Source organism: Gilvimarinus gilvus, assembly GCF_030518155.1.
In the GTDB taxonomy this organism is placed as follows: domain Bacteria; phylum Pseudomonadota; class Gammaproteobacteria; order Pseudomonadales; family Cellvibrionaceae; genus Gilvimarinus; species Gilvimarinus gilvus.
Window position 1 is genome coordinate 167,298 of record NZ_JAULRU010000617.1, and the last position, 25,339, is coordinate 192,636.

The 25,339-nt window shown below is 51.3% G+C and carries 19 protein-coding genes and 1 pseudogene; 17 read left to right on the forward strand and 3 right to left on the reverse strand.

From position 1 onward, the window contains the following. Positions 1-231 precede the first annotated feature (231 nt). The 6 genes from QWI17_RS15895 to QWI17_RS15920 all read left to right on the forward strand — a co-directional run bounded on the left by QWI17_RS15895 (position 232) and on the right by QWI17_RS15920 (position 8,213). A complete protein-coding gene (locus QWI17_RS15895; protein ID WP_302723501.1) occupies positions 232-2,052 on the forward strand; it encodes a hypothetical protein in 1,821 nt (606 codons plus the stop codon). Positions 2,053-2,243: 191 nt separating this feature from the next. Further along, the gene (locus QWI17_RS15900) at positions 2,244-3,437 is read left to right on the forward strand and encodes a glycosyltransferase (RefSeq protein WP_302723502.1); all 1,194 of its coding nucleotides are present in this window, start codon (positions 2,244-2,246) and stop codon (positions 3,435-3,437) included. A gap of 91 nt (positions 3,438-3,528) precedes the next feature. Continuing rightward, positions 3,529-4,245: a glycosyltransferase family 2 protein gene (locus tag QWI17_RS15905; protein WP_302723503.1), complete on the forward strand. Its 717-nt coding sequence runs from the start codon at positions 3,529-3,531 to the stop codon at positions 4,243-4,245. Continuing rightward, on the forward strand, positions 4,242-4,604 hold the full coding sequence (locus QWI17_RS15910) for a DUF2304 domain-containing protein (RefSeq protein WP_302723504.1): 363 nt from the start codon (positions 4,242-4,244) through the stop codon (positions 4,602-4,604). The genes QWI17_RS15905 and QWI17_RS15910 overlap by 4 nt, the downstream gene beginning before the upstream one ends. Continuing rightward, positions 4,601-7,066, forward strand: a complete 2,466-nt coding sequence (locus QWI17_RS15915; protein WP_302723505.1) for a hypothetical protein — start codon at positions 4,601-4,603, stop codon at positions 7,064-7,066. The genes QWI17_RS15910 and QWI17_RS15915 overlap by 4 nt, the downstream gene beginning before the upstream one ends. Then, the gene (locus tag QWI17_RS15920; protein WP_302723506.1) at positions 7,059-8,213 is read left to right on the forward strand and encodes a glycosyltransferase family 4 protein; all 1,155 of its coding nucleotides are present in this window, start codon (positions 7,059-7,061) and stop codon (positions 8,211-8,213) included. The genes QWI17_RS15915 and QWI17_RS15920 overlap by 8 nt, the downstream gene beginning before the upstream one ends. Here the strand turns inward: QWI17_RS15920 and QWI17_RS15925 are convergent. From QWI17_RS15925 to QWI17_RS15935, 3 genes are read right to left on the reverse strand one after another with little or no spacing between them, the layout of a single operon-like run. Next, a complete protein-coding gene (locus QWI17_RS15925) occupies positions 8,114-9,571 on the reverse strand; it encodes a glycosyltransferase family 4 protein (RefSeq protein WP_302723507.1) in 1,458 nt (485 codons plus the stop codon). The genes QWI17_RS15920 and QWI17_RS15925 overlap by 100 nt on opposite strands. Then, positions 9,568-10,722 carry a hypothetical protein gene (locus QWI17_RS15930; RefSeq protein ID WP_302723508.1) on the reverse strand — a complete coding sequence of 385 codons (1,155 nt, stop codon included), beginning with the start codon at positions 10,720-10,722 and terminating at the stop codon, positions 9,568-9,570. Before QWI17_RS15930 ends, QWI17_RS15925 begins: the two co-directional genes overlap by 4 nt. Positions 10,723-10,777: 55 nt before the next feature. After that, positions 10,778-11,299, reverse strand: a complete 522-nt coding sequence (locus QWI17_RS15935) for a hypothetical protein (RefSeq protein ID WP_302723509.1) — start codon at positions 11,297-11,299, stop codon at positions 10,778-10,780. Between the two features lie 696 nt (positions 11,300-11,995). Between QWI17_RS15935 and QWI17_RS15940 the strand changes: the two genes are divergently transcribed. The 11 genes and pseudogenes from QWI17_RS15940 to QWI17_RS15990 all read left to right on the forward strand — a co-directional run bounded on the left by QWI17_RS15940 (position 11,996) and on the right by QWI17_RS15990 (position 25,135). Beyond that, a complete protein-coding gene (locus QWI17_RS15940; RefSeq protein ID WP_302723510.1) occupies positions 11,996-12,949 on the forward strand; it encodes a glycosyltransferase family 2 protein in 954 nt (317 codons plus the stop codon). Positions 12,950-13,070: 121 nt separating this feature from the next. After that, positions 13,071-14,441 (forward strand): hypothetical protein, encoded by a 1,371-nt coding sequence (locus QWI17_RS15945; RefSeq protein WP_302723511.1) that lies wholly within the window; start codon positions 13,071-13,073, stop codon positions 14,439-14,441. 11 nt (positions 14,442-14,452) lie between these two features. Then, positions 14,453-15,640: a hypothetical protein gene (locus QWI17_RS15950; RefSeq protein WP_302723512.1), complete on the forward strand. Its 1,188-nt coding sequence runs from the start codon at positions 14,453-14,455 to the stop codon at positions 15,638-15,640. Beyond that, entirely contained in the window at positions 15,633-16,700 is a 1,068-nt protein-coding gene (gene rfbB / locus QWI17_RS15955; RefSeq protein ID WP_302723513.1) for a dTDP-glucose 4,6-dehydratase, read from the forward strand. Before QWI17_RS15950 ends, rfbB begins: the two co-directional genes overlap by 8 nt. A gap of 88 nt (positions 16,701-16,788) precedes the next feature. Continuing rightward, positions 16,789-17,331: a dTDP-4-dehydrorhamnose 3,5-epimerase gene (gene rfbC / locus QWI17_RS15960; protein WP_302723514.1), complete on the forward strand. Its 543-nt coding sequence runs from the start codon at positions 16,789-16,791 to the stop codon at positions 17,329-17,331. A gap of 56 nt (positions 17,332-17,387) precedes the next feature. Then, positions 17,388-18,272, forward strand: a complete 885-nt coding sequence (gene rfbD / locus QWI17_RS15965) for a dTDP-4-dehydrorhamnose reductase (RefSeq protein ID WP_302723515.1) — start codon at positions 17,388-17,390, stop codon at positions 18,270-18,272. Next, on the forward strand, positions 18,269-19,141 hold the full coding sequence (gene rfbA / locus QWI17_RS15970; RefSeq protein WP_302723516.1) for a glucose-1-phosphate thymidylyltransferase RfbA: 873 nt from the start codon (positions 18,269-18,271) through the stop codon (positions 19,139-19,141). The genes rfbD and rfbA overlap by 4 nt, the downstream gene beginning before the upstream one ends. A gap of 95 nt (positions 19,142-19,236) precedes the next feature. Then, complete coding sequence (locus QWI17_RS15975; protein WP_302723517.1) at positions 19,237-22,155, forward strand: glycosyltransferase; 2,919 nt, start codon at positions 19,237-19,239, stop codon at positions 22,153-22,155. A 367-nt stretch (positions 22,156-22,522) separates the two neighbouring features. Further along, on the forward strand, positions 22,523-22,717 hold the full coding sequence (locus tag QWI17_RS15980; RefSeq protein ID WP_302723518.1) for an NAD-dependent epimerase/dehydratase family protein: 195 nt from the start codon (positions 22,523-22,525) through the stop codon (positions 22,715-22,717). 7 nt (positions 22,718-22,724) lie between these two features. Next, positions 22,725-23,504 (forward strand): annotated as a pseudogene (locus tag QWI17_RS15985) (NAD-dependent epimerase/dehydratase family protein). Positions 23,505-24,247: 743 nt separating this feature from the next. After that, entirely contained in the window at positions 24,248-25,135 is an 888-nt protein-coding gene (locus QWI17_RS15990) for a methyltransferase domain-containing protein (protein WP_302723519.1), read from the forward strand. Positions 25,136-25,339 lie beyond the last annotated feature (204 nt).

Consider the following 25,339-nt stretch of genomic DNA (forward strand, 5'->3'; position numbering starts at 1 on the left):
GAGCATAGGCAGGCTTAAGTAGCCGCCACTTACCGGTAGCTCCGGCGCCTGCCCAATTGATTGATTCTTCCTTCGAATTACTCACCATGCTTTTCGCGAAATGCGCTATGGCACCTTTACAACGACGAACACCGCACCTTGCCGAGCATTGGTTGCCAAAGTAGAATGAGCCGACACGATCGGGCTGTTCTATACAACCCTTAAAATCTGCGGAAAAGGATATCTTTGGCTGTGCAAAGCGCCCCAACAAACGCCCACACAAAATATATTGCAGTCCCTTTCTTTAGCTGGCCACTGCACGAGGGCGAACGGCTGGTACTTGCCCAAAATGGCAGTCAAGCCCAACCAGTGCATGAGACTTTGGCGCAAACGCTAATGCTGTGCGATCAATGGCGCTCCCTTGAAGAGCATCTTGATGTAACCATAAAAAAAATGCCACAGCTCCAAGCTCACGCACTTCAGCTACACCAGGGCTTGCTCCATTTGATCAGCCTTGGATTGCTCGTAGATGCAGACTCGCTCTCCCAAAATTTTGCCGCCCCTCCCTCATCGACGCCTGCGCCCGAAGGAATTAAAACGCTCTATGTGCGCACCTATTGCTGCCCCCAAGCCCTTGAGCGCCTGTTTCAAAGTGCGCTGACTGGGCGTGCAGGCGCCTCGTTACAAACACTCGTGGTAATAGACGACGCACGCGAGGAATCAGATATAGCGCGCACCAGGGTACTGCTGAATTCATACCGCGCGAAATTGCCAGCGGATTTAATTCATATAACCCGGGCCGACCGTAACCGGTTAGCAGATGCTCTAGCAGAAATTTCGGGCGCCGAAGCGCAAGATCTTAGATGGTGGCTAAACGGAGACCCAAACGATCCAGAAATGACCGCAGGAGCTACATTTAACACGGCCCTTTTACTTAGCGCAGGCACCAAAACGGCCGTCATAGACGATGACGGTCAGCTAACGCCCTACGGTGATGCAACAGATCTTTCGCAAATGAGCGTTGCCAGCACTGAGCACGTCGATTGGACCATGTACTCCTCCCCAGAAGATATGGAAGACGCTTGGTCAGTGCTGGACCTGGATCCGCTGAAGGCCCACAGCCAGTGGCTGGGGCAATCATTGTCCACCGCGATCGAACAGACATCGAAGCCCGAAACATTTTGGCAGTCGATCTCAAGATCAGGTTTAGCAAACCTTAAGCCTAATGCAAAAGTAAAAGTCAGTGTAAATGGCTTGCTGGGGGACCCTGGAACTGGCGGAGGCAGCTGGCTACTGGGACTTCCCCCAGAAAAGCTGACACCATGCCTAGAAAGTGAAGAGCATTATCGCCAGCTTACTTCAAGTCGCTTACTGGCACGACACCCCCAAGGACAAAAGCTGTTGCCTTGGCACAGCCTTCTTTCACCACTGGTGGGGATTGATAACAGCGAACTAATGCCGCCAACATTTCCCAATGGTCGCGGCGAAGATGTACTGTTTGCGGATTTGGTGTGTTGCGTATACCCCGAGAGTTTATTCGCCCAGCTACCCTGGATGCTCAAACACATACCAGAGCATGGACGGCAATATGACCGGGATGCCCTTAGCAGACCCGCCCGCATCTCCACAAGTCGCCTATTGTCCAAAACGCTACGCAAACTCCGCCACGCCGTACCCAGCGCCTCCCCCAATATTCGCCTGCAATGGCTTGGGCAATCCCTACAGGCAATCGCAGAGATACCGACAAGCTCATTGACCGACGAATACTACCGTCATCTGGCAGGTGATCGCGCACACTGGGCGAAACAATTAATTAAAAACCTACAAACATTGAATCCGCCAGCCTATTTGGCTGAAGACATGCAGCAACTCCTGAATCGCTTACGCCAAGGTATTGAGACAGACCGGCAAGACTTGGACGCAATAAACCCCCAAATACGCAGATACTCAAGTCGCTATGGGGAAGCCCTAACCAGCTGGCAGCTTGCTTGGGAACATTGCCATCAACTTGGCGAACCTCAGACTCTGAACATGTTGCGAGACCTTTCGCCTGAGGATTGCGCACAAGAGTAAAGCCTTTAGGAACTCTATTTGAAGCTGGGCTCCTGAAAGCTCCAAAGCGCAACTCGCGCCACACCAGAGCTAGCAGCCTGAGAGTCTGAGTACCTAAGGGGTTTTTCAACAGCCTGCTAATGGCGAAATAGACAGCCCCCGAGCCAGGTGGTACTTTTTACACATTGAAAAAGCCCAGCGGACACCTGCAATTGACTTCAGATTCTTCTAAGACCATTACCGCCTTGCACGTGGGCAAATTTTACCCGCCTCATCGTGGCGGCATGGAAACCTACCTGCGTGATCTTCTAACGGCGCTGCAGCACCAAGGAGTTCGCTGCATAGCATTGGTCCATGATTCACCCGAAAGCTCAGCCGACGAGAAACAAACCGATCCAGGTGAGACTACTGGGAACAGCCCTACAGTGGTGAGAGCAGCAGTCTGGGCCAACCTTTTATTCACGCCTATCAGCCCCGGGTTTGCGTGGCAATTAAACCGCCTACTGCGCGAGGAATCCCCCTCCGTACTGCACTTACATATGCCCAATGTCTCGGCCTTTTGGGCGCTGTTTTTACCGCGGGCCCGCCGAATACCCTGGGTTGTACACTGGCATGCCGATGTACCGGTAGGCGCGCTGCACCGAGGTATTCGATGGTTTTACCGAATTTACAGGCCATTTGAACGGTGGGTGCTGCGCCGAGCAGCGGTGATTGTCACCACATCTCCACCATATATGCGGAGCAGCGCGCCGTTGAAACCCTTTCTTGAGCGTAGCCGGGTAGTGCCTTTAGGCATTCGTGAACCGGCACCTGTGAGCAGTGACCAGACGGCAGCGACAGAGCAAAACTCACCTCTGCAACTAATTGCCGTGGGCCGCCTAACCTATTACAAGGGTTTTGAGGTACTACTTCGAGCTCTCACCCAGTGCCCACAGGTGACACTGGGCCTCATAGGTGACGGAGAATGTAGACACGAGCTCAGCGCCCTGATTGACGATTTACAACTAAGCGACCGAGTCGCTCTGCTGGGTAACCTGTCTGAGGGCGAATTGGATCAGCGGCTTAGAGCGAGCGACTGCCTGTGTCTGCCTTCTATAGAACGCACCGAAGCGTTTGGCGTAGTACTGTTAGAGGCCATGGCCCGAGGCAAAGCTTGCGTTGTGACTGACGTGCCGGGCACAGGTATGCCCTGGGTTGTGCAGAATGATCTTAACGGCCTGGTAGTGCCGCCAAACGATAGCGGCGCACTCGCTGAAGCCCTAAACCGGCTGGCGGCAAACCGGCCCCTGTGCAAATCGATGGGCGAAATCGGACTGAAACGCTTTACGGAGCAATTCTGCATTGACGCCTCAGCGGACACGATAGCAAAAATCTACAGCGAATTGACTGGAATGGAAGCCAAATAACCATGGAATCCCTTCCCAACCATAGAATATACTTAGCGTCTCACCTATACTCGCTCGCTTTCAAAAAAAGCACACACAAATAGGATGTTATGTGACCGCTCGAGCCAGTTGTCCACCCAAAGTTGGCGTCGTCATCCCAGCACTCAATGAAGCCGATGCCATTGGCAGGGTAATCTCTGCCCTGCGACTAAGATGCAATTACCCCGTTGTGGTCATCGATGACTGCAGCGAAGATGACACCGTGCAAATCGCGACTGAAGCTGGTGCCCAAGTGTTGCCACTGGCGGCCCGGCTGGGTGCCTGGGGGGCGACACAAACCGGCATTCGCTATTTCCTGCAGCAAAACTTCGACATCGTCGTCTCACTGGATGCCGACGGCCAGCACGAGCCAGAATCGCTACCTGAGCTACTAAAACCCGTCTTACATGGCGACGCCGACGTCGCAATAGGCACTTGTCCCGAACGCGTGTCTCGCTTACGGCTGGTAGCCTGGATGATGATGAAGACAACATCCGGCCTGCGCATGGAGGACATCACCTCCGGCTTCAGGGTGTACAACCGGCGGGCAATGCAGCAGCTGGCCGACCCGCGCGCTACTTTATTTGACTATCAGGATGTTGGCGTGCTGCTGCGCCTGCAGGCCGCCAAGCTGACTCTGCTGGACGTACCCGTGCAAATGCAAGAACGCTGCGGCGGCTCTTCGCGTATTTTCCACTCTTGGCTGGTAGTGGGCCGCTATATGCTGCAGACCTTAGTACTGGGCCTTTCCAAGCGCAAACTGGGCCGGCCAATGGAGAGTAAGACATGATCTTATGGATCAGTGCCTCAATCGGGTTGCTGGTGGCGGCAACCATCCTGTTTCTAATACGGCGGGACAAGCTGCATGTTCGCCACGGCGTTTTTTGGCTATTCGTGGCGCTGGCATTCGCCGGCTTGGGCTTCGCCCCTTCCTTCGTAGACTGGTTAGCGAAATTACTCGGTGTTGGTTACCCACCGGTACTCGCAATAGTGGCCATAATCGCTGTGCTGGTTATCAAAATCTTACTAATGGATATTGATCAGGCGCGCCTTGAGGTGCAACAGCAGCGCCTAATTCAGCGGCTTGCAATTCTTGAAGGCAACCTCCAGCGACGCAACAAAAACGACGACCACTCCTCCGCACCATGAACGCTTTGCTGTTACCTATTGCCCTACTCTTGCCGTGGGTGGCGGGAGCTGTAGCCCTGCGACCACTGCGCGAGAGATTGAGCCTCACCCTGGCCGGGTGGCTTGGCTACGGCTATTTTCTCGGCGCCGCCCTGTTAACCGCATGCGCCTTTCTCGCTTCACTGTTTACCTGGCTGGCCACAACAATAGGCCTACTAGTGTGTTTGACCACTCTGACACTGGTTGTCACTGTGGGCGCTACCCGAACGGTACGACGCCTACCGGCAGACAAGCCACTATTATTACACTCCACTACTCGATGCGAACGCTGGCTAACGGCACTATTGCTGGCACTGATGGCTTTGCATTTGGGCTTCGCGGCCTTCGAACTGTACTGGCGCCCGGTTTACCCCTGGGACGCCTGGCAGACCTGGGCTTATACTGCCAAGGCCTGGTATTTCAGCGGTGCCCCAGTGGACATGCTCCCTCCCAATCAGTGGCTCAACCTCCGCGACCCCAATGTTGACGCTTACACGGTGCAAGGTCACCACTACCCCTGGCTGCTACCGGCACAATCCTGGTGGTCCGCAAGTATACTGGGTAGCTGGCAGGACAACCGGGTGACCTGGCCCGCACTGCCAGCCGCTGTCGCCCTGGGCCTTGCGCTCTGGGGGCAGGCAGTAGCCGCTACAGGGCGGCACCTGGCCGGCCCCCTGGCCGCCGCACTGCTATTATCGCTACCTCTTCTGCACACACATATAGCGCTGGCTGGCTACGCCGACCTATGGCTCGCAGGTTTCAGTGGGCTGGGATTGATTGCCATCGCCCGTGGGCTGTTAGAAGAGCATCGCGGTCAACTCGTACTGGGGCTAGCAGCGGCAGTGTTAGGGCTGCTCGTAAAACACGATGCCATAATCTGGCTGGCTTGTGGCCTGCTGCTGATCGGATTAATGCGCGGGCGCCAGCTAGCACCCACCAAATTGGTACTGACAATAACGCTCTCACTGGGAGCACTGGCTTATGGCCTGTCCCGCATCCAATTACAAATGAATCCAGACTTCAGCCAGTACGCAAAGCTACTCTGGATTGCGGACAGCTGGCACATTCTCTGGTACTTGTTGCCCGGCGCCTTACTGCTTGCCTTACTTCCCCAGTCACCGGCACGTATTACGGCCAAAGCTTTTGGGTCGCTATTAGCGCTAATACTATTGAGCCAGTTAGTCCTATTTGGAGCCACCCATGCGGGCAGCTGGATTATTACCGCCGCTAGCCGATTGCTACTGCAAGTGACTCCCTTCTTGATATTCGCGTTGGTCTGCTTGATATGTGCCCACTTCACGCCAACCCCATTTAAGCGCTGGGGGCGCACAGCATTGGCAATATCAGCCAGCTCACTTTGCACATTGCTTATTATTTTTATCTGGCTAACTTCGACTGCAAGCCCGGCGAGCAGCCCAGAACCCGCGCTGAACTTTAGCGCACAGCAACTGCACGCCGTATACGGCCCAGTGCGCCAACTACCAACTAAACTACAGCTGGCACCAGCCACAGAAGGGCGCGCCATTATTACGACTGGGCCGGTACAATTTGACGCAGCAACGTTTGACCTACTTGACGCCAATATAGACGGGGCAGGCCAAGACGTACAAAGCTTGTTCTGGCGCACCGCCGCCAACCCAAGCCAACCCTTTATCCGTGACCTAGTACTGGGCGCCGGCCCTGTTACGCTCAGTGATAACGAAAACTGGCAAGGTGAAATTACCGAGGTAGGGCTAATCCTCTACCCAAACCCAAACCATCCCGTGTCTTTGCAGCAAATGACACTCTCGCCATTAACAGCACTTGCACGCCTGCATATTGCTATCGCCAACTGGCTCACCCCCGACCTCTGGACACAAGCGTCAATCAACCGCATCACGTTGAGCACAGAGTCGAGCCTACCATCACTGACTTTACTCGCGGGGGGATGGGTACTGTTGTGTTGGCTGGCTCTGCGCCTAATCAACGGGGCAACCGCTCCGCTGATGCCATTTCTGGGCGTAGCCCTATCGGCCTGGCTGCTGCTGGATGCGCGCTGGCTGCTCAACAGTTATCACCAGGCCATGGCTACCCAGGCACACTATGCCAAGACCCAAACCCCCGAGGCTCTGGATTTGGCGAATGACGACGCCACCCTAAAGCTAGCGCGACAGGTAAATACCGTGCTCGATGCACAGCCCCACAGAATCATTGCGACTGCAGATGGCGAACAAAAGTTTGCCTTGCGACGCTTAAAATATAATTTGCTGCCCCACTCTGTATACGTTATTGATGGCCCGGTGTCGCCCAAAAAAATGGCTGCCGTGGATGCCATTATCTGGCTAGCGGCCGGCAAGTCCAACCTGCCGGGCAACTGCCAGCCACCGCTGCGAGACGTGCTGCCAAAACTTACAACGCCTCGCGGTATTTTGTGTATGACTAAGCCCACCGCTCACCATGACTGACCCTACCCCATTGCGTGTAGCGGTTGATTGCAGCCTGTTATCCAGCCGCAATGGCGGGCTGGGCCGATACCTGCGCGCGCTGCTACCGCGAATGATGGTCAATACGGGCGATGAAATTGAGTGGTATTTGTATGCGCGCTCTGTCTCGGCGTGCGCCAAACTGCCAGACCCTGCCCGCCTGCGGCAAGACCACCTGCCAGTGCATCCCGGCCGAATACTGTCACCAATACTTTCGCTACCTTACTGGTGTTGGCTCGACAAACCTGATGCATTTTGGGCACCCGCGCACCGATTGCCACTCTGGCTGCCCGCGAGCACCGCCGGGGTTGTCACCATCCACGACCTCGCCTGGGCCCGCGCCCCCGAAACCCTGCGCCACAGCACCCGCCTATTAGATCGCAACCTAATGGGGCACTCTGTCGCCTGCGCCGAGCGGGTTATATCCGTCTCCGAGGCAACCGCCGGCGATATTGCCACCCGCTGGCCTAAAGCCCAACCCCGAATCAGCGTGATTCACGGCGCAGCCGAAGCCCTGCCACCGCCAGGCCCTTTGGCCGATATTAACCCGCAATTAAAAAAGGGAGGCTACTTTTTGTTTGTGGGAACGCCCGAACCGCGCAAGAACCTGCCACGATTGCTCGAAGGCTACGCTAGGGCAAGCAAGACACAGAGGAATTTACCACCATTGGTGATTGCAGGGGGGCATGGCTGGGGGGGTGAAAATCTGCGAGCTCTGATTAACCAACAGGAACTAAACGGGCGCATTCATTTACTGGGATCCGTACCGGACACACAACTGGCCACCCTGTATGCCAATGCTCTGTGCCTGGTGATGCCCTCACTCTACGAAGGCTTCGGTCTACCCATTGTCGAGGCCTTGCAGGCGGGCCTACCCGTAATAACCTCTAACACGGCCAGCATGCCCGAGGTAGCCGGGCCGGCCGGCTTACTGATAGACCCTTTGAACACAAGCTCCATAGCGGTAGGCTTGCAGCGCATTGCCCAGGATTCTTCATTGCGCACTCAGTTGGCCAACGCAGCCGGGACTCAAGCGTCGCGCTTTTGCTGGGACCGGGCCGCCGAACAAACACTCGCGGTACTGCGCGAAGCTGCATCCGCCAAACGCAAAACCTCGTCGCGAAACTGAATAGCGCTCTCTTGCCAGCTGATGGCCAGATCACATTCTTCTTGCCTTACCGGGGCACCCTGCTGCCACTGTTGCACCAGCTGTTGTAGCGCTGCGACCAACGCCTCCGGCCGGTCTGGAGCAAAATAACGGCAATGCTCGCCGCCCACTTCCCGAAAGACATCTATGTCAGAGGCCACCACAGGCGCTCCGTGGCGTAGCCCCTCAACAATGGGCAACCCAAAACCCTCGGCCCAAGAGGCACAAACCAGCGCATCCGCGCGCCTGTAGCACGCATTGAGCGTGGCGTCGTCCGCGTCGTCCAGATGCATTAATTGCTGTCCTTTCTGAGGGTGTTCACGCAAACGCGCCATGACGCTTTCGCTGGACCAACCCGGGCGCCCGACAATGACCAAACTCACATCGTGCGTCTCCCACAGCAAGTCCAGTGCATCCAGGATGATCTTATAATTCTTGCGCGGCTCGATCGTGCCTACCGCGAGCACTACAAACCCCGACAAGGCCTCCAGTGGGTTAGACCCCGTCAACGCCTGAGCCTCTTGGTGTAGTTCTGCTCCCAGCCGAAAATTGCCCGCTGGTAGTTCGCGAGCACGCGCCGCTCCGGCCAGTTGTAGATGGCCCTTTAACGCTTGTGTGGTGGCAGCAGAATTAGTAATAAAAAAATCCGCCCGCTCCGACACCTGCTGAAACCAACCGGTGTAGCCGGCGACGGTGCGGGCTTGGCACATCTGCGGCAAGGTCAGCGGAAACAGGTCGTGTAACATCGGCGCAACCTGAATACCCTCGCGCTCGCGGGCACTGAACAAGGCCTCAAGCATGGCGGGAGAGTCCCAGGTGGAGTCCACTAGAATCACAATATCCCCACGGCTAAAGCGTACCCGCTTCACCCAAAGAAATCCCAAGGGCCACATCAATAAACCGAATACGCGATAAAACCCATCAGAATTACCGCGCGAGCCCTGCGAGGGTGGTTCGGTCCCAGCCTGAGAAGAGCTGCCAGGCTGTTTCCGCCTATGCCGCTTCTGGTGTAATTTGCGCAGACTCTCTTTGAGCGGCTCCCGTATATGAGTTAAAAGCGGCCACCTTGCTACCGTACCAATCACCTGCGAAGCCAAACTCAACACTCTGCCCCCCCATGTTACAAAGGGGTGCGCCGCTTCGGTAAGCGGCCACCGCGGGGTCAAAAAACAGCGCCCGGCCCAGACCAACGGCACTAGCTGCGCTTCATCGCTGGAGGCGGTCTTGTGGGAGTTAGCCAAGTTGCGCGCCACTCGGCGAATACCGCTACTGCCGCCAACAAAATAAGTATGAGTGCACTCTATAAAAATCCGGCGCGGCGCTTGCATCGTATCACTCACAGCGGGTACCCATGGCGCTCCAAATCAAGATTGTAAGTATCCACCAACCAGCGGTTCAGATCTCGGCTGCGACCCGCAATCAATTCTCGCTGGTTGTCGCTCAGGGTAATCTTACATTTATCAGCGTTATCCTCCCGCGCCACTGCAGCCATGCGACGATGGCGCTCGCCGCTATCTAGCGCCAGCCACCGCGCCCGCTCAGCGTCGGAGCCTTCAATAGCCTGAAGAAACTCCAGCTGCGCAGTCGTAAACGCCTCGTTTAGATGCTTGCGCTCATAGAGCATTCCAGAGTCTTCAACGCCCAAAAAATCCAGTATACGAGCGAAATAGGCCTGATGATCCTCAATCATGTCTTCCATCAGGAATACACCCAATTTCTCCTTACCCAGGAACTTTGCTGCAAAGCGCAGATTCTTATCGAAGTCAAACCGGGGGTCATGTATCGCCGATGGTCGGTGCGTCCCTGCCAGCCATTCATCAAAGGATATGAACACCCTACCTTTCGGAATGGTGTAGTGAGTACCGTGCCGCACACAGGCCTTAATTGCATGCAAGTAAGCTGAGGGTAGACGCTTTAGCGGGTTACGCAGCGTGGCTACCACTCTAACGTCACCCGTCACATTTTGTAGCTCACGCAATAAAGCCCGAAATTGCATAGGTGGTTTAATAAGCAGCCCTTCCCATGACCCCAAAATAGGCTTTTCTGGACCCTGTGCTTTTGAATAGGTCTGCAACACAGATTGTACATAACCTATGTCGGTAGGTTCATTGCGGTGCCAAAGAATAGGCCGCAAGGCACGGTATATTTCATCTGTGGAACACTGCTTTTCCGCTTTCGAACCACTGCGCTTCCCCAAGTAACAAATACCAGAATGCTGGTTCAATAAGGTGTTCTGTAGGGTTGTAGTGGCTGTTTTGGGCAACCCTACATGTAGAAAAAATGGAGGTAAGCCGGAAGGTGGCGCTTTAAAGACCCGCGCACGCCAATACCAAACGGAACCTACAAGCTCCTTGATCCGCTTCAGTGAGCGGTTCAGCAGCCTCCCTGCAATAAGTAATCCGCGACCAAGACCACTTTTCTGCTTCGCCACAGTCGTCAATCGCCAGCTTTCAATAGGGTTGCACACATCTTCGCTATAATCGCCTTGCAATGGGATCTCCTCCTCGGGGTAATCACTATAGTCATCATCAAATCTAGTGAGCCGTTCAGCTCTGAATATATGGCTCGGGCAAGTCGCTCATTACCGGAGGCAAAATTAGCATAAAAGGCCTGGGGCTCTGCGCATACGGCAGGAAAGTTGCGCCCCGTGTGCTCGCGGGCGATGCGCGCCACAAATGATTCTCGCGAGGGGTTAAACCCGTGCACGCCTTTTTAGGCCACTGTCGGTTGAGCTCTAATAGTAGCTGTACCTCCTTTTGGCTGAGGGATCGGTTGATTTTGGGCGGGCGGATTTTTTCATCTTCTTTTATGCCAACCCGACTGCAAAAATCCGTCAGCAGGTCTCCACCCGCCAAATGCAGCGATTCAAATATACCGGTCTGCACTGTCTTTCCACCAAATATTTGGCTCCAGTTGGCGTAAATACGCTCATAATCGTAATAATAAGGACAAAGGTCATCCTTCAACAGCGGGACGACTTGGGGCACGCGCTCCCCCGATTTCAACTTGCTAGAGTAGTAGCTAACCGCTACACGATCTTGCCGGTGGAAGTATGCAACGACTTGCATATTGTCACTTCATCGGCTCAGAATTTTTTTCAGTGCTCGTACACCGCAGGGTCGTCTTAGCCGGCAGTGGAAGTGCTCACAGGTATAATCAAAGTGCGGCGTTCAGGGCAGGCCAACAGCTCATTATCGATGGACTCTACCAACTTTTGCCGGTAAGCCGCAGGCCCGGTTGATCTCGAACGCCAAGGCCAACGCCGACTTCCGTTTGCCAGGGTGTCTCCTGTACAGCGGCAAGCTCCCCACAAGCTACCGCCATCAGTTCCGATAAAACGTGGGTACAACCCCGTCGTTCGCCAGAGCAGCGCGATTCGTTGAGAGAAAATGCTGTATTGAGCTTGTTCCAGTCTTTTCTGGGCCTAAGTGCAGTACTATTCTGTCTCCGCGTACCGATGCTGACTCTCTCTCCATGAACTGCCTTTGTCTACCCATTTAAAGCAAGCGATTATACTGTACTCGCCACAATTTAGAACCAGTACCCGCCCCCAATAAAATATCTCAGCAAGCTCCACCAATCTAGCCAACCCGTGCCTTGTTGGCGAAGCTTCTGCAAACAATCTCTACCAGCTAGCAGGCTGTTGAAAAACGAGGGGCGCGACAACAAATACCCTCCCACGTTATACTTGGCTCGCAGCGGCAGATATGATTTCTAGTGCAACCCAAAATATGCAGTGACCTAAAGGCCTACCTGACACGTTCATGACACCTCTTGTATCCATCGTAATGCCTTCTTTTAACCAAGCGGCGTTTATCGAGTCTTCTATAGCCAGCGTGCTTGGTCAAAGCTACCCACGCCTTGAGCTCATTGTTGCCGATGGCGGCTCAACGGACGGGACGGTAGAGGTTTTGCAACGCATTCAAGCTCAGGACAACCGACTGCGCTGGCTTTCCGAGCCCGACAATGGGCCCGCTAATGCCCTCAATAAGGCTTTCGAGCGGGTTCGTGGCACACTGATTGGCTGGCTTAACTCAGATGATTTGTACACACCCGGCGCTATTGGCCGAGCGGTAACCGAACTTACTGGGCCCGCCAGATACGCCTTGGTATACGGCCATGGTATCCATGTCGACGAGCACGGCAACGAGCTGAGCCGCTACCCCACCCTGCCCCCCTCTACACCCTACAGCTGCTTCGCCAATGGTTGCTTTGTTTGCCAGCCTACTATGTTTTTTACCCGTTCCGCCTATCAATTACTTGGCCCGCTGGATGAAAGCATAAAAACCGCGTTTGACTTTGAGTATTGGCTGCGGGCCTTCAAAGCCTATTCAGGGCGCATCGGCTTTATTGACAAAGTGCAAGCCTGCTCGCGACTGCACGACGACTGCATTACCCTTAATATGCGCTATTGGGTCGCCATAGAAGGGCTAGAGGTACTGCACCGACACATGGGCACGGCACCGGGGCACTGGCTGCTCACCTACTTCTCCGAGCTTATGGAAAGCGGGGCCATGCCCCCCAAAAGCGAGACCTTGCCAGTGCATGCACTCAAAACTTTAGAGGCCGCAACGCCTTTTCTCGATGAAGCCGAGCTTGGCAAAATAGCAGACACATTGAAAACCCACCCCAAATACGCTGAGCTAGGTTGCCCCCCCTCAGGCCAGACTAAATTAATCGCGCCCAGCTACGTAAATAAGGTGACCCAAATTCACTAAACTGCCCTGCGTCTATTTCCACTACATTTCTAGCGGCACTCTCTGCTACAATGCCGCGCTGAATATAGGATTGGCCTAGCCACGGGAACATCTGGGTAAAAAATACAAGGAGCCAGTTATAGTGCAGTCTCTGAGCATTATCGGTCTTACCGGCGGACGACATATCGCCGCGCAGCAACTTTTCGAGCAAGGCCCTTTTCAGGTTTTGCGCTGTGAAGATCTGGCGCGCGAACACACCCTGCAGACCGCACTGCAGGACAGCGCGCACACCTTGCTTATCTACTGCCCGCCTGCCCTCGCCCTTGCACATGCCTTAAAGCGCGATACCGAGGCCGCTTGCGACCAAGTCCTACAAAACTGGTCCGATCAGGCTCGCACCTTGCTGCGCCATTTTATGCTCAATCGCGAGCACTGCACCTTGGTAAACGAGCTGGCACTGCTGCACCCCCCCAATACGGCACTAGCGGCGCTTGCCAATAAAACTTGCCAAGCCATAACAGCAGAAGCGGTAATAAGCCCCGAGCAAACAGCTCAACCACTGCTTGAAGCTCTGGGCGCCAGCCTTGCCTATACTGACCAAAACAGCGCCAGCCTCTATCGCGATCTGGAAACCGTGGCCGACGCTAACGGCGAAACCGCCATACTCCAATACAGGGCAAGCCTGAAAAAGGAACTCCAACAAATAGCGTCCGAACACGCCACTTTGATTGTCGTAGCCGAGCAACACCACGAAAAAAGCCAAGAACTGCAAGAACTTCAGGAGGAGAACAAACGCCTTCTGCTGCACCTGAATCAGACAAAAGAAGCGCTAGAGCGCAGCTCCAGTGAGCACAAAGAGCTTTCTAAAGAAAACAATATGCGACCGCAAAGTGTTGACGTAACAGAAAAAACCAAAGAACTTGAAGAAGAAAACGAATTGCTTTTGCTACAACTGCATCAAGTACAAGAAGAACTGGAGCACTACTTTTGTGAATATCAGAAGCTGACCGACCCGGCTAGCCGCCACTCCGTTGCCACGACTCACCCGACTATCGCAACAGCAGGCTTGGCGTTGGAAACCCTTTTTGATCTGCGCAACGAGCAAATTATAGGAAACAACTGGTACGACGCAGAGCAAGATGGCCGCTGGGCGGGCCCCGGCACAAACAGCACGCTCAACCTGCCTGCCCTAGGCAAGGGGCCATTCGAGCTTGTATTCGATATTGTTCATGCCCTGGACGTCAGCATCGTAAAGCAAATGCAAATATTGCTTAATGGCGAGCCACTTCGCCTTAAATATAAGTTCGGCAAACTACCCATTAAACGCTTCCCGTGCCAGGTGAGCGCAACGGTAGAGTCCGCGAATGGAAAACCACAGGCGTCTTGGAATTTGGAGCTTCGCTTCCCCAAGACCCTATCGCCCGCAGGAAAAGACAGCGATGACCATCGCCAACTGGCAATACGCTTAAAATCTATTCATGCTCGGGCACTGGTAACGCCACATAAAGGCTGAAGTAACCAATTATGCAAAACTCAACAAGCATTGCCGAGTGGCAGCTATTACTGCAGACCCTTAACCCGGTACAGGGCTGGCTATACGTGGGTGCAGGCCGCGGCGAAATGCTTGCACATGCGCGATTTGCAAAAGTCCCCAAGTTGCTGGCCGTAGAGGCCAATGAGCACGCAAGCCAATTGCTCGCCTATACCACCTCGACCCGCCAAAACTGGAAAGCCGCACACGCCTTGCTCGATGAATCTAACGGGCTAGCAACCTGGCACCACCTAAGCCGCGAAGAAGACAACGGGCTTTTGCCAGTCCAAATCCTGTGCAAACTGTGGCCGAACATTCAAGAGCTGGAGCAAATCCAGCGGCCCACAACCTCGCTTAGCCAATTACTCAAAGAGCACGGGGAAAGTCCGGAAAGCTACAACTGGCTCACCATTGACTGCCTACCCGCAGCACGCCTGTTACAAGGCTTAAACGGCGCACTGGAGTCGCTAGACATGATTGAAGTGCGTGTCGCCACTGGCAACAAACTAGCCAACGAATCAGGAGCCACGCTTAAAGAGAGTGACGCCGTTATACTGCCCTTAGGGTTTACTCGCTTAGTCGTAACAGAATCAAGCAACCCGCTTATCGGCACAGCACTGTACGGGCGAAACTTTAAAGTCCAGCTTGCCGAGCAACAAAAGAAATACAGCGCGCTAGAGGCGCAACACAGCCAATTAGCGCTACAACACAGTGAACTCAAAGCGCAAAATGATGACCTTAAAACGAAGGTTGATGCCGTCCAAAAAGAAACCCACGGCATTCGTTACGAGCTGGAAGAGCAGTGTCGACGAGAGCTACAAATAACCGAAAAACTGCAGCAATCTGAAACCGAGCTCAAAGTTGTGAACTCTCAATACAGTGAGCTTGAAAAACAGCTGACTCAACAGAAAGCTGTGAGCGCACTCGAAGAACGCATGGAGCATCTCTTTGAGCAAAAAATTGATGTACCCAAAAAAGAAATTCAGAACAAAGGCCGTCAAATCGACGAGCAAAATAGTGAAATCAATGAGCTCAAAGTCAAAAACCGCCAGCTGCTCGAGGAAAACGAAGCAACCCAGAAGCGGCAACAACAGCTGGATGAAGAGCTACGCAAAGCCCAAGAGCAAATTGAACTGATACAGGAACTCCTTCAGAACGAGGAAAGCAGCAAAGATGCCTAAAACGATTTTGGTGACCGGTGGCGCCGGCTTTATCGGCTCTGCAGTGGTACGCGAGCTGATCAATAGCAGCGAGCACACAGTTATCAATCTGGATAAGCTCACCTACGCCGGAAACCTGGATTCCCTGACCAGCGTGGCCGACAACTCGCGCTACTACTTCCTCCAGTCGGATATCACCAACGCCCAACAAATGACCAAAATTCTGGCCGAGCACCAGCCGGACATCGTCATGCACCTGGCCGCCGAAAGCCATGTCGACCGCTCTATTGACGGCCCGGCAGACTTCATTCATACCAACATCGTTGGCACCTACACTCTGCTGGAAGCCGCGCGTCAATACTGGAGCGACCTGAAAACCAGTAATGCCGTCAAAGCCGAAGGATTCCGTTTTCACCACATTTCCACCGACGAAGTCTACGGCGATCTGGAAGGCACCGACGACCTCTTCACCGAAACAACACCATACGCTCCCAGCAGTCCCTACAGCGCCAGCAAAGCCAGCTCGGACCACCTCGTCCGCGCCTGGAACCGCACTTTCGGGCTACCTGTGGTCATTACCAACTGCAGCAACAACTACGGCCCTTATCACTTCCCGGAAAAATTGATCCCGCTGATGATCGTCAACGCTCTGGCAGGCAAACCGCTGCCGGTTTACGGCGACGGCCAGCAAATTCGAGACTGGCTCTACGTGGAAGACCACGCCCGCGCTCTGATTCTGGTGGCTCAAAAAGGAAAACTGGGTGAAACCTACAACATTGGCGGCCACAACGAAAAAGCAAATCTGGAAGTCGTACAAACCCTATGTGACCTGCTGCAGGAACTGGTGCCGCAAGACGCCAACTACCGCCGCCTGATCACTTTCGTGACCGATCGCCCCGGCCACGACCACCGCTATGCTATTGATGCCAGTAAAATCCAGACAGAACTGGGCTGGACGCCGGCGGAAACCTTCGAAACCGGTTTGCGAAAAACCGTCCAGTGGTACCTGAACAACAAACCCTGGTGGCAAAAAGTCCAGGACGGCAGCTACCGCGGTGAACGCCTGGGCATCGGCGCTTAATTACACTCGACTAAAGTGGGCAGGCGTGAAGCGCGCCGTCCACTTACGAGCTATAAACTCTTAAAAGACGGATTAAAACGGACAAACTATGGAATACCAGCCGCTGGCGATCCCCGACGTCAAACTCATAACCCCCAAAGTCTTTGGTGACGAGCGCGGTTTCTTTATGGAAACTTTTCGCCAAAGCGAATTTGAACAATACTGCGGCGACTACCAATTTGTCCAAGACAACCACTCCAGCTCTCGCCGGGGCGTCCTGCGCGGGCTGCACTTCCAGCACCAAAAGCCGCAGGGCAAACTGGTACGCGCCACCAGAGGCGAAGTATTCGACGTCGCCGTCGACATGCGCCAAAGCTCCCCAACCTTTGGACAATGGGTTGGCGCCACCCTCAGCGAAACCAACAAACAGATGCTCTGGGTGCCGCCGGGCTTCGCCCACGGCTTTCTCGTTACCAGTGACACGGCCGAGTTCCAGTACAAGTGCACCGACTACTACAACCCCGGCGACGAGTACTCCCTGTTATGGAATGACCCCTCTGTAGGCATCGAATGGCCCCATGGTATCGAGCCCCAGCTCGCCACCAAAGACGCCAAAGGCACAAATTTCGCTGAAACCCCAAAATTTCTATAGGCTGGATAAGGCTAAAGGCCGCATCCGCCCAAAAAACATGAAACTGGCACTGTAAAATGAAAATCCTCCTGCTCGGCCAAACAGGCCAGGTCGGCTTCGAACTAAAACGCACCTTCGCGCCCCTGGGCACTATAACCGCCCCTACCCGCGATCAACTCGACCTCTTAAATAAAGAGGCCGTGCAGCGCTATCTGGACAAACACCAACCAGCTCTGATCCTGAACGCCGCCGCCTATACCGCCGTCGACAAAGCCGAAAGTGAACCAATGCTTGCGACACGCCTGAATACCAAGCTCCCGGCGCAACTCGCGGAGTACACAGCACAGGTTGGTGCTACCCTGCTCCACTACTCGTCGGACTACGTCTATCCTGGCCAGGGCGATAAACCCTTCACTGAGCAGACTACCACCGGCCCGCTCAGCGCCTATGGAAAAACCAAACTCGAAGGCGACCAAGCCATCACCGCCAGCGGCTGCAATCACTACATCTTTCGCACCAGCTGGGTCTACAGCGCCCGCGGCCACAACTTCATGAAAACCATGCTCCGCCTGGGCAAAGACAAAAAAGAACTCAAGGTAGTATCGGACCAAATAGGTGCCCCCACGCCAGCCCGACTGATCGCCCAGGTCTCTCTGCTGGCCTACACCCACAACATAGAGCAAGGCGTATACCACCTAGCCCCCCGAGGTGAAACCAGCTGGCAAGGCTTCGCCCGATCCATATTCAGGCATACAATAAATATGGGCCAGGAACTGACCATCGCGCCTGAGGCGGTCAACTCCATCCCGACCAAAGATTACCCCACACCAGCTCGGCGGCCATTGAACTCACGCCTCAGCCTGCAAAAGCTGGAGCAAGCCCTGAGCACCCAGTTACCGGATTGGGAAGACCAACTGTTCCAGACCCTTGAAGAATACTTCGAATACCAGGAGCAATCATGAAAGGCATTGTACTGGCCGGCGGCAGCGGAACTCGTCTGCACCCCATTACCCTGGGGACATCAAAACAACTATTGCCGGTTTACGACAAACCGATGATTTACTACCCCATCTCAGTACTCATGCTGGCGGGTATACGCGATATTCTTATCATCAGCACCCCTGACGATATGCCGCAATATCAAAAGTTATTAGGGTCGGGGGAACAGTTTGGCGTTAACTTTAGCTATGAAGTTCAACCCACCCCGGACGGTCTGGCACAAGCCTTTATTATTGGCGAAGAGTTTATTGGTAGTGACAGCGTCTGCCTGGTGTTGGGCGATAACATTTTTCATGGCCAGCACTTTACCGAGCAATTAAAGCGCGCTGCCAATAAAGAAAAAGGCGCCACAGTATTTGGCTACTGGGTAAAAGATCCGGAGCGTTTCGGAGTCGTAGAGTTCGATAACAACAACAACGCCATCAGTATCGAAGAGAAGCCAAAAGAGCCCAAATCCAACTATGCAGTAACGGGCCTCTACTTCTACGACAACAACGTGGTGGAAATCGCTAAGTCCGTAAAACCCTCGGAACGAGGCGAACTGGAAATTACCTCCGTTAACAACGCCTATTTAGAGCGCGGCAATCTCAGTGTCGAACGCCTAGGGCGAGGATTCGCATGGTTGGATACCGGTACTCATGACAGTTTGATGGAGGCCTCGCAGTATGTGCAGACCATTGAACATAGGCAAGGCCTGAAGGTCGCGTGCTTAGAAGAAATAAGCTGGAACAATGATTGGATTAGCGAAGAGAAAATGATCAATGAAGGAAAAAAATATGAAAAGACGCCCTACGGAAAATATGTTCTTGGACTATGTCACAGTTTAGAATAATAAGTGCCATTTAGCAGAAAACAATCCAAATATACTCAACCCATTAATGTTATTCCGTAACTGGGCTTTGATGAATTAAAGGTTTAGGTTTTGATATGAGTGATCGAGATGACTTTACTCTAGAAAAAGCTAATAGAGAGTTCAGAGCCGCCAATTATGTGCGCGCAATAGAGCTTTATGAAAAAATAAAGAGAGAAAAGCCCGAGCTTTCAGACACTATTGATTTTAATATTCATGCTGCAGAAAGATATATGAATGGCAAGTTCGGCTTCTCCAAGGCGCTTCAAGCTGTTGATCAACTTAGGATAGCAAATCAAGTGCTGAATTCAGGCCTTTGGGATGAAGAGTGGTACGCCGCAAGATATCGCAAAGACATTATGAGTGGGCCGGATAGTGCAGCACCGCTAGAGTACTATATTGCCTACGGCTGGAAGAAAGGCCACCTGCCATCCCCTGATTTCGAAATAAAGAACTCTCCTTACCCCGAAGATCTTGGGGTTAACCATGTCTCATATTTTCTTGACGTCCTGAGGTTCAAAGGATACCACTTCAAGAAAGCTGGCCCATCTCCAAATCAAAAAAAAATTGACAGCTACTTAAATTTCAAATCAAAAAGACAGTCAGATAAGGTTATTTACACATGCCTGTCTGGAGATTACAACGACCTCGTTCAGCCCGCATATATTGATTTTGACTGGGACTATGTTTGTTTTACCGATAACGTGGATGTATTGAGAAGTGGAAAGCATTGTGGAATTTGGGAGCTCCGGCCAATTGAGATCAAAGCTGAAACTCCTGGAAGAGTTAATCGGTGGTACAAGATGCATCCGCATTTACTTTTCCCTGATCACGAAAAAAGTATTTATATTGACGGCAATATAAACATTATTGGAGATTACTGCTTTAAAGTAATTTTTTTATCGGACGAAAAGATACTACTTCCTAAACACTTTTGCCGAACTTGCATATATGATGAGATCGCGGCAGTTAAAGCATCGCAAAGGTTTACCGGAGAAGAGAAGGAAGATTTTGAGCGACAAAGACAGTTTCTTTCCGATGAGGGATATCCGGAAGGATTGGGCTTATCCGAGAACAACTTTATTTATCGAAAACATCACGACCCAGTAGTAAAATCCATGATGAACCTATGGCACTGGGTTCTCAAAAACTATTCTGCTCGTGACCAGCTGGGACTGGGGTATTGTTTTTGGAGATACGGGATTGACCTTAAGAGCAGCCTCATAGAAAACTGTCGAATAAATTACAAAAACTTTAGAGTTTTTGCACATAATGATAACAAGAAGCTCCTTGGTGATAATACTGAAAAATTGACACCAACTGTTAACGGTGCTGTGCTTGTCGCTTTTTCTTGCAATGATACATTTGTTCCATATTTGGCGGTGGCACTGGAATCACTGGTTAAGCATTCTAGTGAGGCAACCTCCTATGACATAGTGATACTCCATTCTAGCCTTTCAGAGGCGAACGTTGTCAAATTAAGCTCTGTAGAGACCTCCAACATTTCCGTTAGATTTTATTATATGGAGGGCTTGATCTCACAAATTGGAAATCAAATTTTCCCGGTTGATGGATATGTACCAAGGGAAACGTATAACAAATGCTTTCTTTCAGAGATTTTTGAAGGGTACAAGAGGTGTTTGTACTTAGATTCAGACATCTTAATATGTGCGGATGTCGCGGATCTTTATCATCATGAGATGAGCGGAAAGTCAATTGCGGCCAGCAGGAATGTTGGCAATATTAATGCAGCTTTTGTCAACAAAGAAATAAAAGGTTTTCCGTTTCGAGACTATGTCCATAATGTATTGGGCGTAAATGAATACGAAGATTACTTTCAAGCGGGCGCGGTTCTTATCGATCTTGAAGCAGTTAGAAAAATAGACCTCCTTGGTGATTCAATCAAAGCATTGAAAGCGGTTGGTAAACCAATATTTTTTGACCAATGTATTTTTAATAAGATTTTTTACAAAGATGTTTCTTTTTTTTCTACGGCATGGAATCACGTTTGGTACCTTCAGGACTACTCTTACTTAAAGTCGAGTTTACCTAAGGACGTTTTTTATGATTACGCAAAAGGCCGGCTGCACCCTAAAATTATACATTATGCAAGCGGGGATAAGTACTACAATAAGCCGGAGTGGAAGCTTGCCGATCGGTTTTGGAAATTTGTTGAGGCATCCCGGTTTGAACGGGATGTATTAGAAGATTGCAAGCACAGACTGGATGAGCAAGGACTAGAAAAGATTAAGGATTACATTGCATTTGAAAAGTGGAAAAAGCCTAAAGTTCTTATTCACCTTCATGTGTATTATCGAGATCAGCTTCCATATTTTATGGATAAACTTGATAATGTTTCAGGCGTCGATTTTGATCTTTACGTTACACAAGTAGAAAGAAACCCTGCTGACGAAAAACTTATAAAAAGACGATTCCCTAACGTTAAAATACTTACAATTGAAAATTCGGGCTATGATATTTATCCATTCTTAGTCGTTCTTAAGCAAAATCGTCTTTCTCAATATGATTTTGTGATGAAGCTCCACACAAAAAATTTTAGGCCCGCTGGGCAAGATGAAGTTTATGGTGTCGGTGTTCCCGGAAACACTTGGCGCGACCGCTTGGTTGACGCTGTTTTGGGTAATGAAGAGGTATTTAAATCCAATATTAGCCTCCTAGAAAGTGATGAAAGAATTGGCTGCATCTCCGACAAGGACTTTATTTTTAGAACATCCGAGAATAATGAGGAGCGAAACTACAGCTTGCCATATTGGCGTGGTAGAGCTCACCTCGCGCACTCTGAAGAGTATGTCGGAGGATCGATGTTCATTGCCAAGGCATATCCCTTCGAGAAGCTAATTGACGTTGGGGTTTCGGTTGATAATTTTCGGTCCGATGAATTTAAGACAAAAGACTACAAGAATTTGGCGCACGTCTTTGAGAGATTGCTGGGGCTCGTTGTTGGCAGTGAGAAAATGAGACTTTCGGGGCGATGATACTCCTCGGTAGCAAGTTAAACGGGCTCTTAATAGCATGAACTTTAAGGTTGATGACCGGATACTTTGAGTAATTTTTATAGATATAGCACGGCTTCGAGTTGTAGTTTGCAAAACAATCAATCATTCAACTTTCAATTTGTCTAAATCTCTGAAGTTGCATAAACGGAGTCGATTTACACTTTTTTCAGCAAAGAATTCTTGCTCTACGCTGCGGTATTCATTGGCAATTGAGAATCGATGTATTTATCTAGATGGGGATGCAAGCTGAATTCAAGCTAACAACGAAACCTTTAGCGTCAGTTTACGTGACGCTTTTCTTTCTGAATATATAGCCGGCATCGGTAAGGTTTTAATAGGAGCATGAGTGACTATATTGGTAACCGGATCGGCTGGATTTATAGGGGCGGACGTTGCCGAGGCATTGCTCAGCACAGGAGCAGCTATAGTGGGCGTGGACAATCACAACGACAACTATGACCCAGCCTTAAAAGAGGGGCGGCTGAAAAAATTACTGAGGCATGACAACTATTCTCATCAACGAATAGACATTTTCAGATAAAGTAGAAATGGAACGGGTATTTTCTGTGCATAAGCCCAAGTTGGTAGTAAATCTGGCGGCTCAGGCGGGCGTTCGTTATTCGATTGAAAATCCATCAGCCTATATTCAATCAAGTATCGTGGGCTTCGGAAATGTCCTTGGAGTCTATCGAGATACAAGGATTGAGCATTCGGTTTACGCGAGCGGCTCTAGCGTCTACGGCGCAAACGAGAGAACGCCCCTCCCTGTAACTGACAATGTAAATCATCCTCTGAGCTTGTACGCAGCGACAAAAATCCAACGAATTAATGGCGCATACTTATAGCCACCTGTATGTGCTTCCGACGTCCGGGTTGCGATTTTTTACCGTTTATGGGCCTTGGGGGCGCCGGACATGGCGCCGTTTAAGTTTACTAGGTCTATTTTGAATGGAGAGCCAATAAAAGTCTTTAATTATGGCAGGCACAGGAGAGACTTTACCTACACTGATGATATTGTTGAAGGGATTCTGCGTGTTCTTGACCGCCTAGCCACCCCCAATCCTGAATGGAAACCGTCAAATCCTGACGTGAGCAGCAGTAAGGCACCGTGGAGTATTTACAATATCGGCAATCAAAGTCCTGTCGAGCTAATGGACTATATTTCCGCACTTAAAAAATCTTTGGGCTGCGAAGCGATTAATGAATTTTTACCTATCCAATCAGGTGATACCCCGGATACTTGTGCGGATGTTAGAAGGCTGACTAATGACACCAAGTATAAGCCTAGTATATCTGTGGAGGAGGTTGTAAATTATTTTGTCGAGTGACATATGGATTATTATGGGAATAAATTAAGGAGCAATTGAATCACAGTACTAAAGCCAATTGTTTTGTCGAGCGGCGCGAGTTGCCGACTTTGACCTATGTCCCGCGAACGATACCTAAAGCAATTTTTACCTTTGAAGAGCAGCAAAACTATGCCGCAAGAAAATTCGGTGAGACTGAACGGGGTTGCGGCTGGAGCATCGATTTTGGTGTGCGATGAGAAGTTCAGATTTCTTGCGGCTGAGATAATGAGACAGCTAGGTCTTTTCTATCGTAATATTTTTTTGAAGCCATTTTCTCGCAATACGTATTCAGCTGTGGCGTTGGTTACTATAAAAGATAAACTTGATGCGGCATTGCTTGCCTACTATACTGAGCGTCTTCGCCAAATCGATACTCAGCGCTGTAAGATTCACGGAAAGCGCTCCTCTGGCTGGTTCGGATGCAACGCTAGCTTTACGGCGGCACGGTACTGGCCGTTAATACGAGGGGGAGCCCATAGCGTTCGTTATGGGGGCTCGGCTTTTTGCTTTTATTGGGGTTTCGGCCTGGCCCGTCGACTTCATGCCTCGGGCCAAGTTAACCGGCATTGGAGTTTTCCGGCTCGTCGCAGGCTAGGCAGCTCCGCTCCTGGTGGAGGTCGAAAAGTAAGAAGTTATCAGCCACATTATCGCTACCGGTAGAGTATACCAGTAAGAGAAATAGAGGCTGTGGCAGATCGCAGAATATACTAGGTGACAACACAATGCTCGTAGATAATTTGAATATCCCTAAAAGCTTCGACGTCGAATTTTATAGGAGCGATAAACCGTTTCTTCAATCTGCAGATGAAGCAACTGATCATTTCTTGAGCAAGGGTAAGCGCCAAGGCTTCAAGGGTTCCCCCGCTTGCGACCAAGGCTATCTGCTTCGTTTTGTGCATAGATTAAAGCCTGACCTGATGCTCGAAATCGGCCCTGGAAGTGCGCCGAAACTTAAGGGGCCCAATGTTCGATACTTTGATGTAAAGTCGAAGAAAGAGCTTGAAGATCGCTATATAAATGACGTTAGCTCTTCTCAAATACCGGACATAATTCATTATGTCGATAAGGAGGGGTCGCTAGGCGGCATCAATGACAAGTTTGATGTTGTATTCTCGTCGCACGCTATTGAGCATACGTTCGATTTCATAGCTCACCTTAATGAGGTGGAAGAGGTTTTGAAAGGTAATGGTTTATACGTTTTGGTGGTACCCAATAAAAATTTTACTTTTGATTACTTTAAGCCAGTCTCTATTCTTGAAGATATCTTGGCGGCACATTTCGATTGCAATCAAAAACCAAGTTTGCCTCTTAAATCAATGCTTTTGGAAATTAATCGACGTACGCATAATAACCCTAAGGAACATTGGGCAGGATCTCACGGAGATCTAGGCTTTGATAAGAAAAGTATTCTGGATGGTATAGAGAGGTTTCGGCGCACGGCGAGCGATAGCGTAGCGGCAAGTGGATATCATAATTGGATTTTTACTGAGAATTCTTTTGAAGAAATAGTGACTAGGTTGCATGACTTGAATTTGATCTCACTTCGGGTGCTGGGAATATATAATACTCCATTTAACGGAATGTCATTTTCTGCGATTCTGGGAAAGTAGACGGTTTTCTTTTTGAGGGTACTTCTATTATACAGAATCACCTCTGGTCTCCAGGGCTTTTCGAGATCAAGGCTGCGGTAGCTTTCAGCCCAGTTGTCACTGCGAGCCCGACAGGTACCAAATTGCCACGGCTGAGCGAGATTACTTGCGAGGAATTTCCTATTATGATGTGAAGCCGTCGAAATAGATGCAGGGGTGGAATTG

Excerpts from the sequence above, each read along its gene's own strand:
- QWI17_RS15910 (WP_302723504.1), top strand. The coding sequence starts at position 4,242 with ATGATCTTATGGATCAGTGCCTCAATCGGGTTGCTGGTGGCGGCAACC.
- QWI17_RS15915 (WP_302723505.1), top strand. The coding sequence starts at position 4,601 with ATGAACGCTTTGCTGTTACCTATTGCCCTACTCTTGCCGTGGGTGGCG.
- QWI17_RS15920 (WP_302723506.1), top strand. The coding sequence starts at position 7,059 with ATGACTGACCCTACCCCATTGCGTGTAGCGGTTGATTGCAGCCTGTTA.
- QWI17_RS15935 (WP_302723509.1), bottom strand. The coding sequence starts at position 11,299 with ATGCAAGTCGTTGCATACTTCCACCGGCAAGATCGTGTAGCGGTTAGC.
- QWI17_RS15940 (WP_302723510.1), top strand. The coding sequence starts at position 11,996 with ATGACACCTCTTGTATCCATCGTAATGCCTTCTTTTAACCAAGCGGCG.
- QWI17_RS15950 (WP_302723512.1), top strand. The coding sequence starts at position 14,453 with ATGCAAAACTCAACAAGCATTGCCGAGTGGCAGCTATTACTGCAGACC.
- rfbB (WP_302723513.1), top strand. The coding sequence starts at position 15,633 with ATGCCTAAAACGATTTTGGTGACCGGTGGCGCCGGCTTTATCGGCTCT.
- rfbC (WP_302723514.1), top strand. The coding sequence starts at position 16,789 with ATGGAATACCAGCCGCTGGCGATCCCCGACGTCAAACTCATAACCCCC.
- rfbD (WP_302723515.1), top strand. The coding sequence starts at position 17,388 with ATGAAAATCCTCCTGCTCGGCCAAACAGGCCAGGTCGGCTTCGAACTA.
- rfbA (WP_302723516.1), top strand. The coding sequence starts at position 18,269 with ATGAAAGGCATTGTACTGGCCGGCGGCAGCGGAACTCGTCTGCACCCC.
- QWI17_RS15975 (WP_302723517.1), top strand. The coding sequence starts at position 19,237 with ATGAGTGATCGAGATGACTTTACTCTAGAAAAAGCTAATAGAGAGTTC.
- QWI17_RS15990 (WP_302723519.1), top strand. The coding sequence starts at position 24,248 with ATGCTCGTAGATAATTTGAATATCCCTAAAAGCTTCGACGTCGAATTT.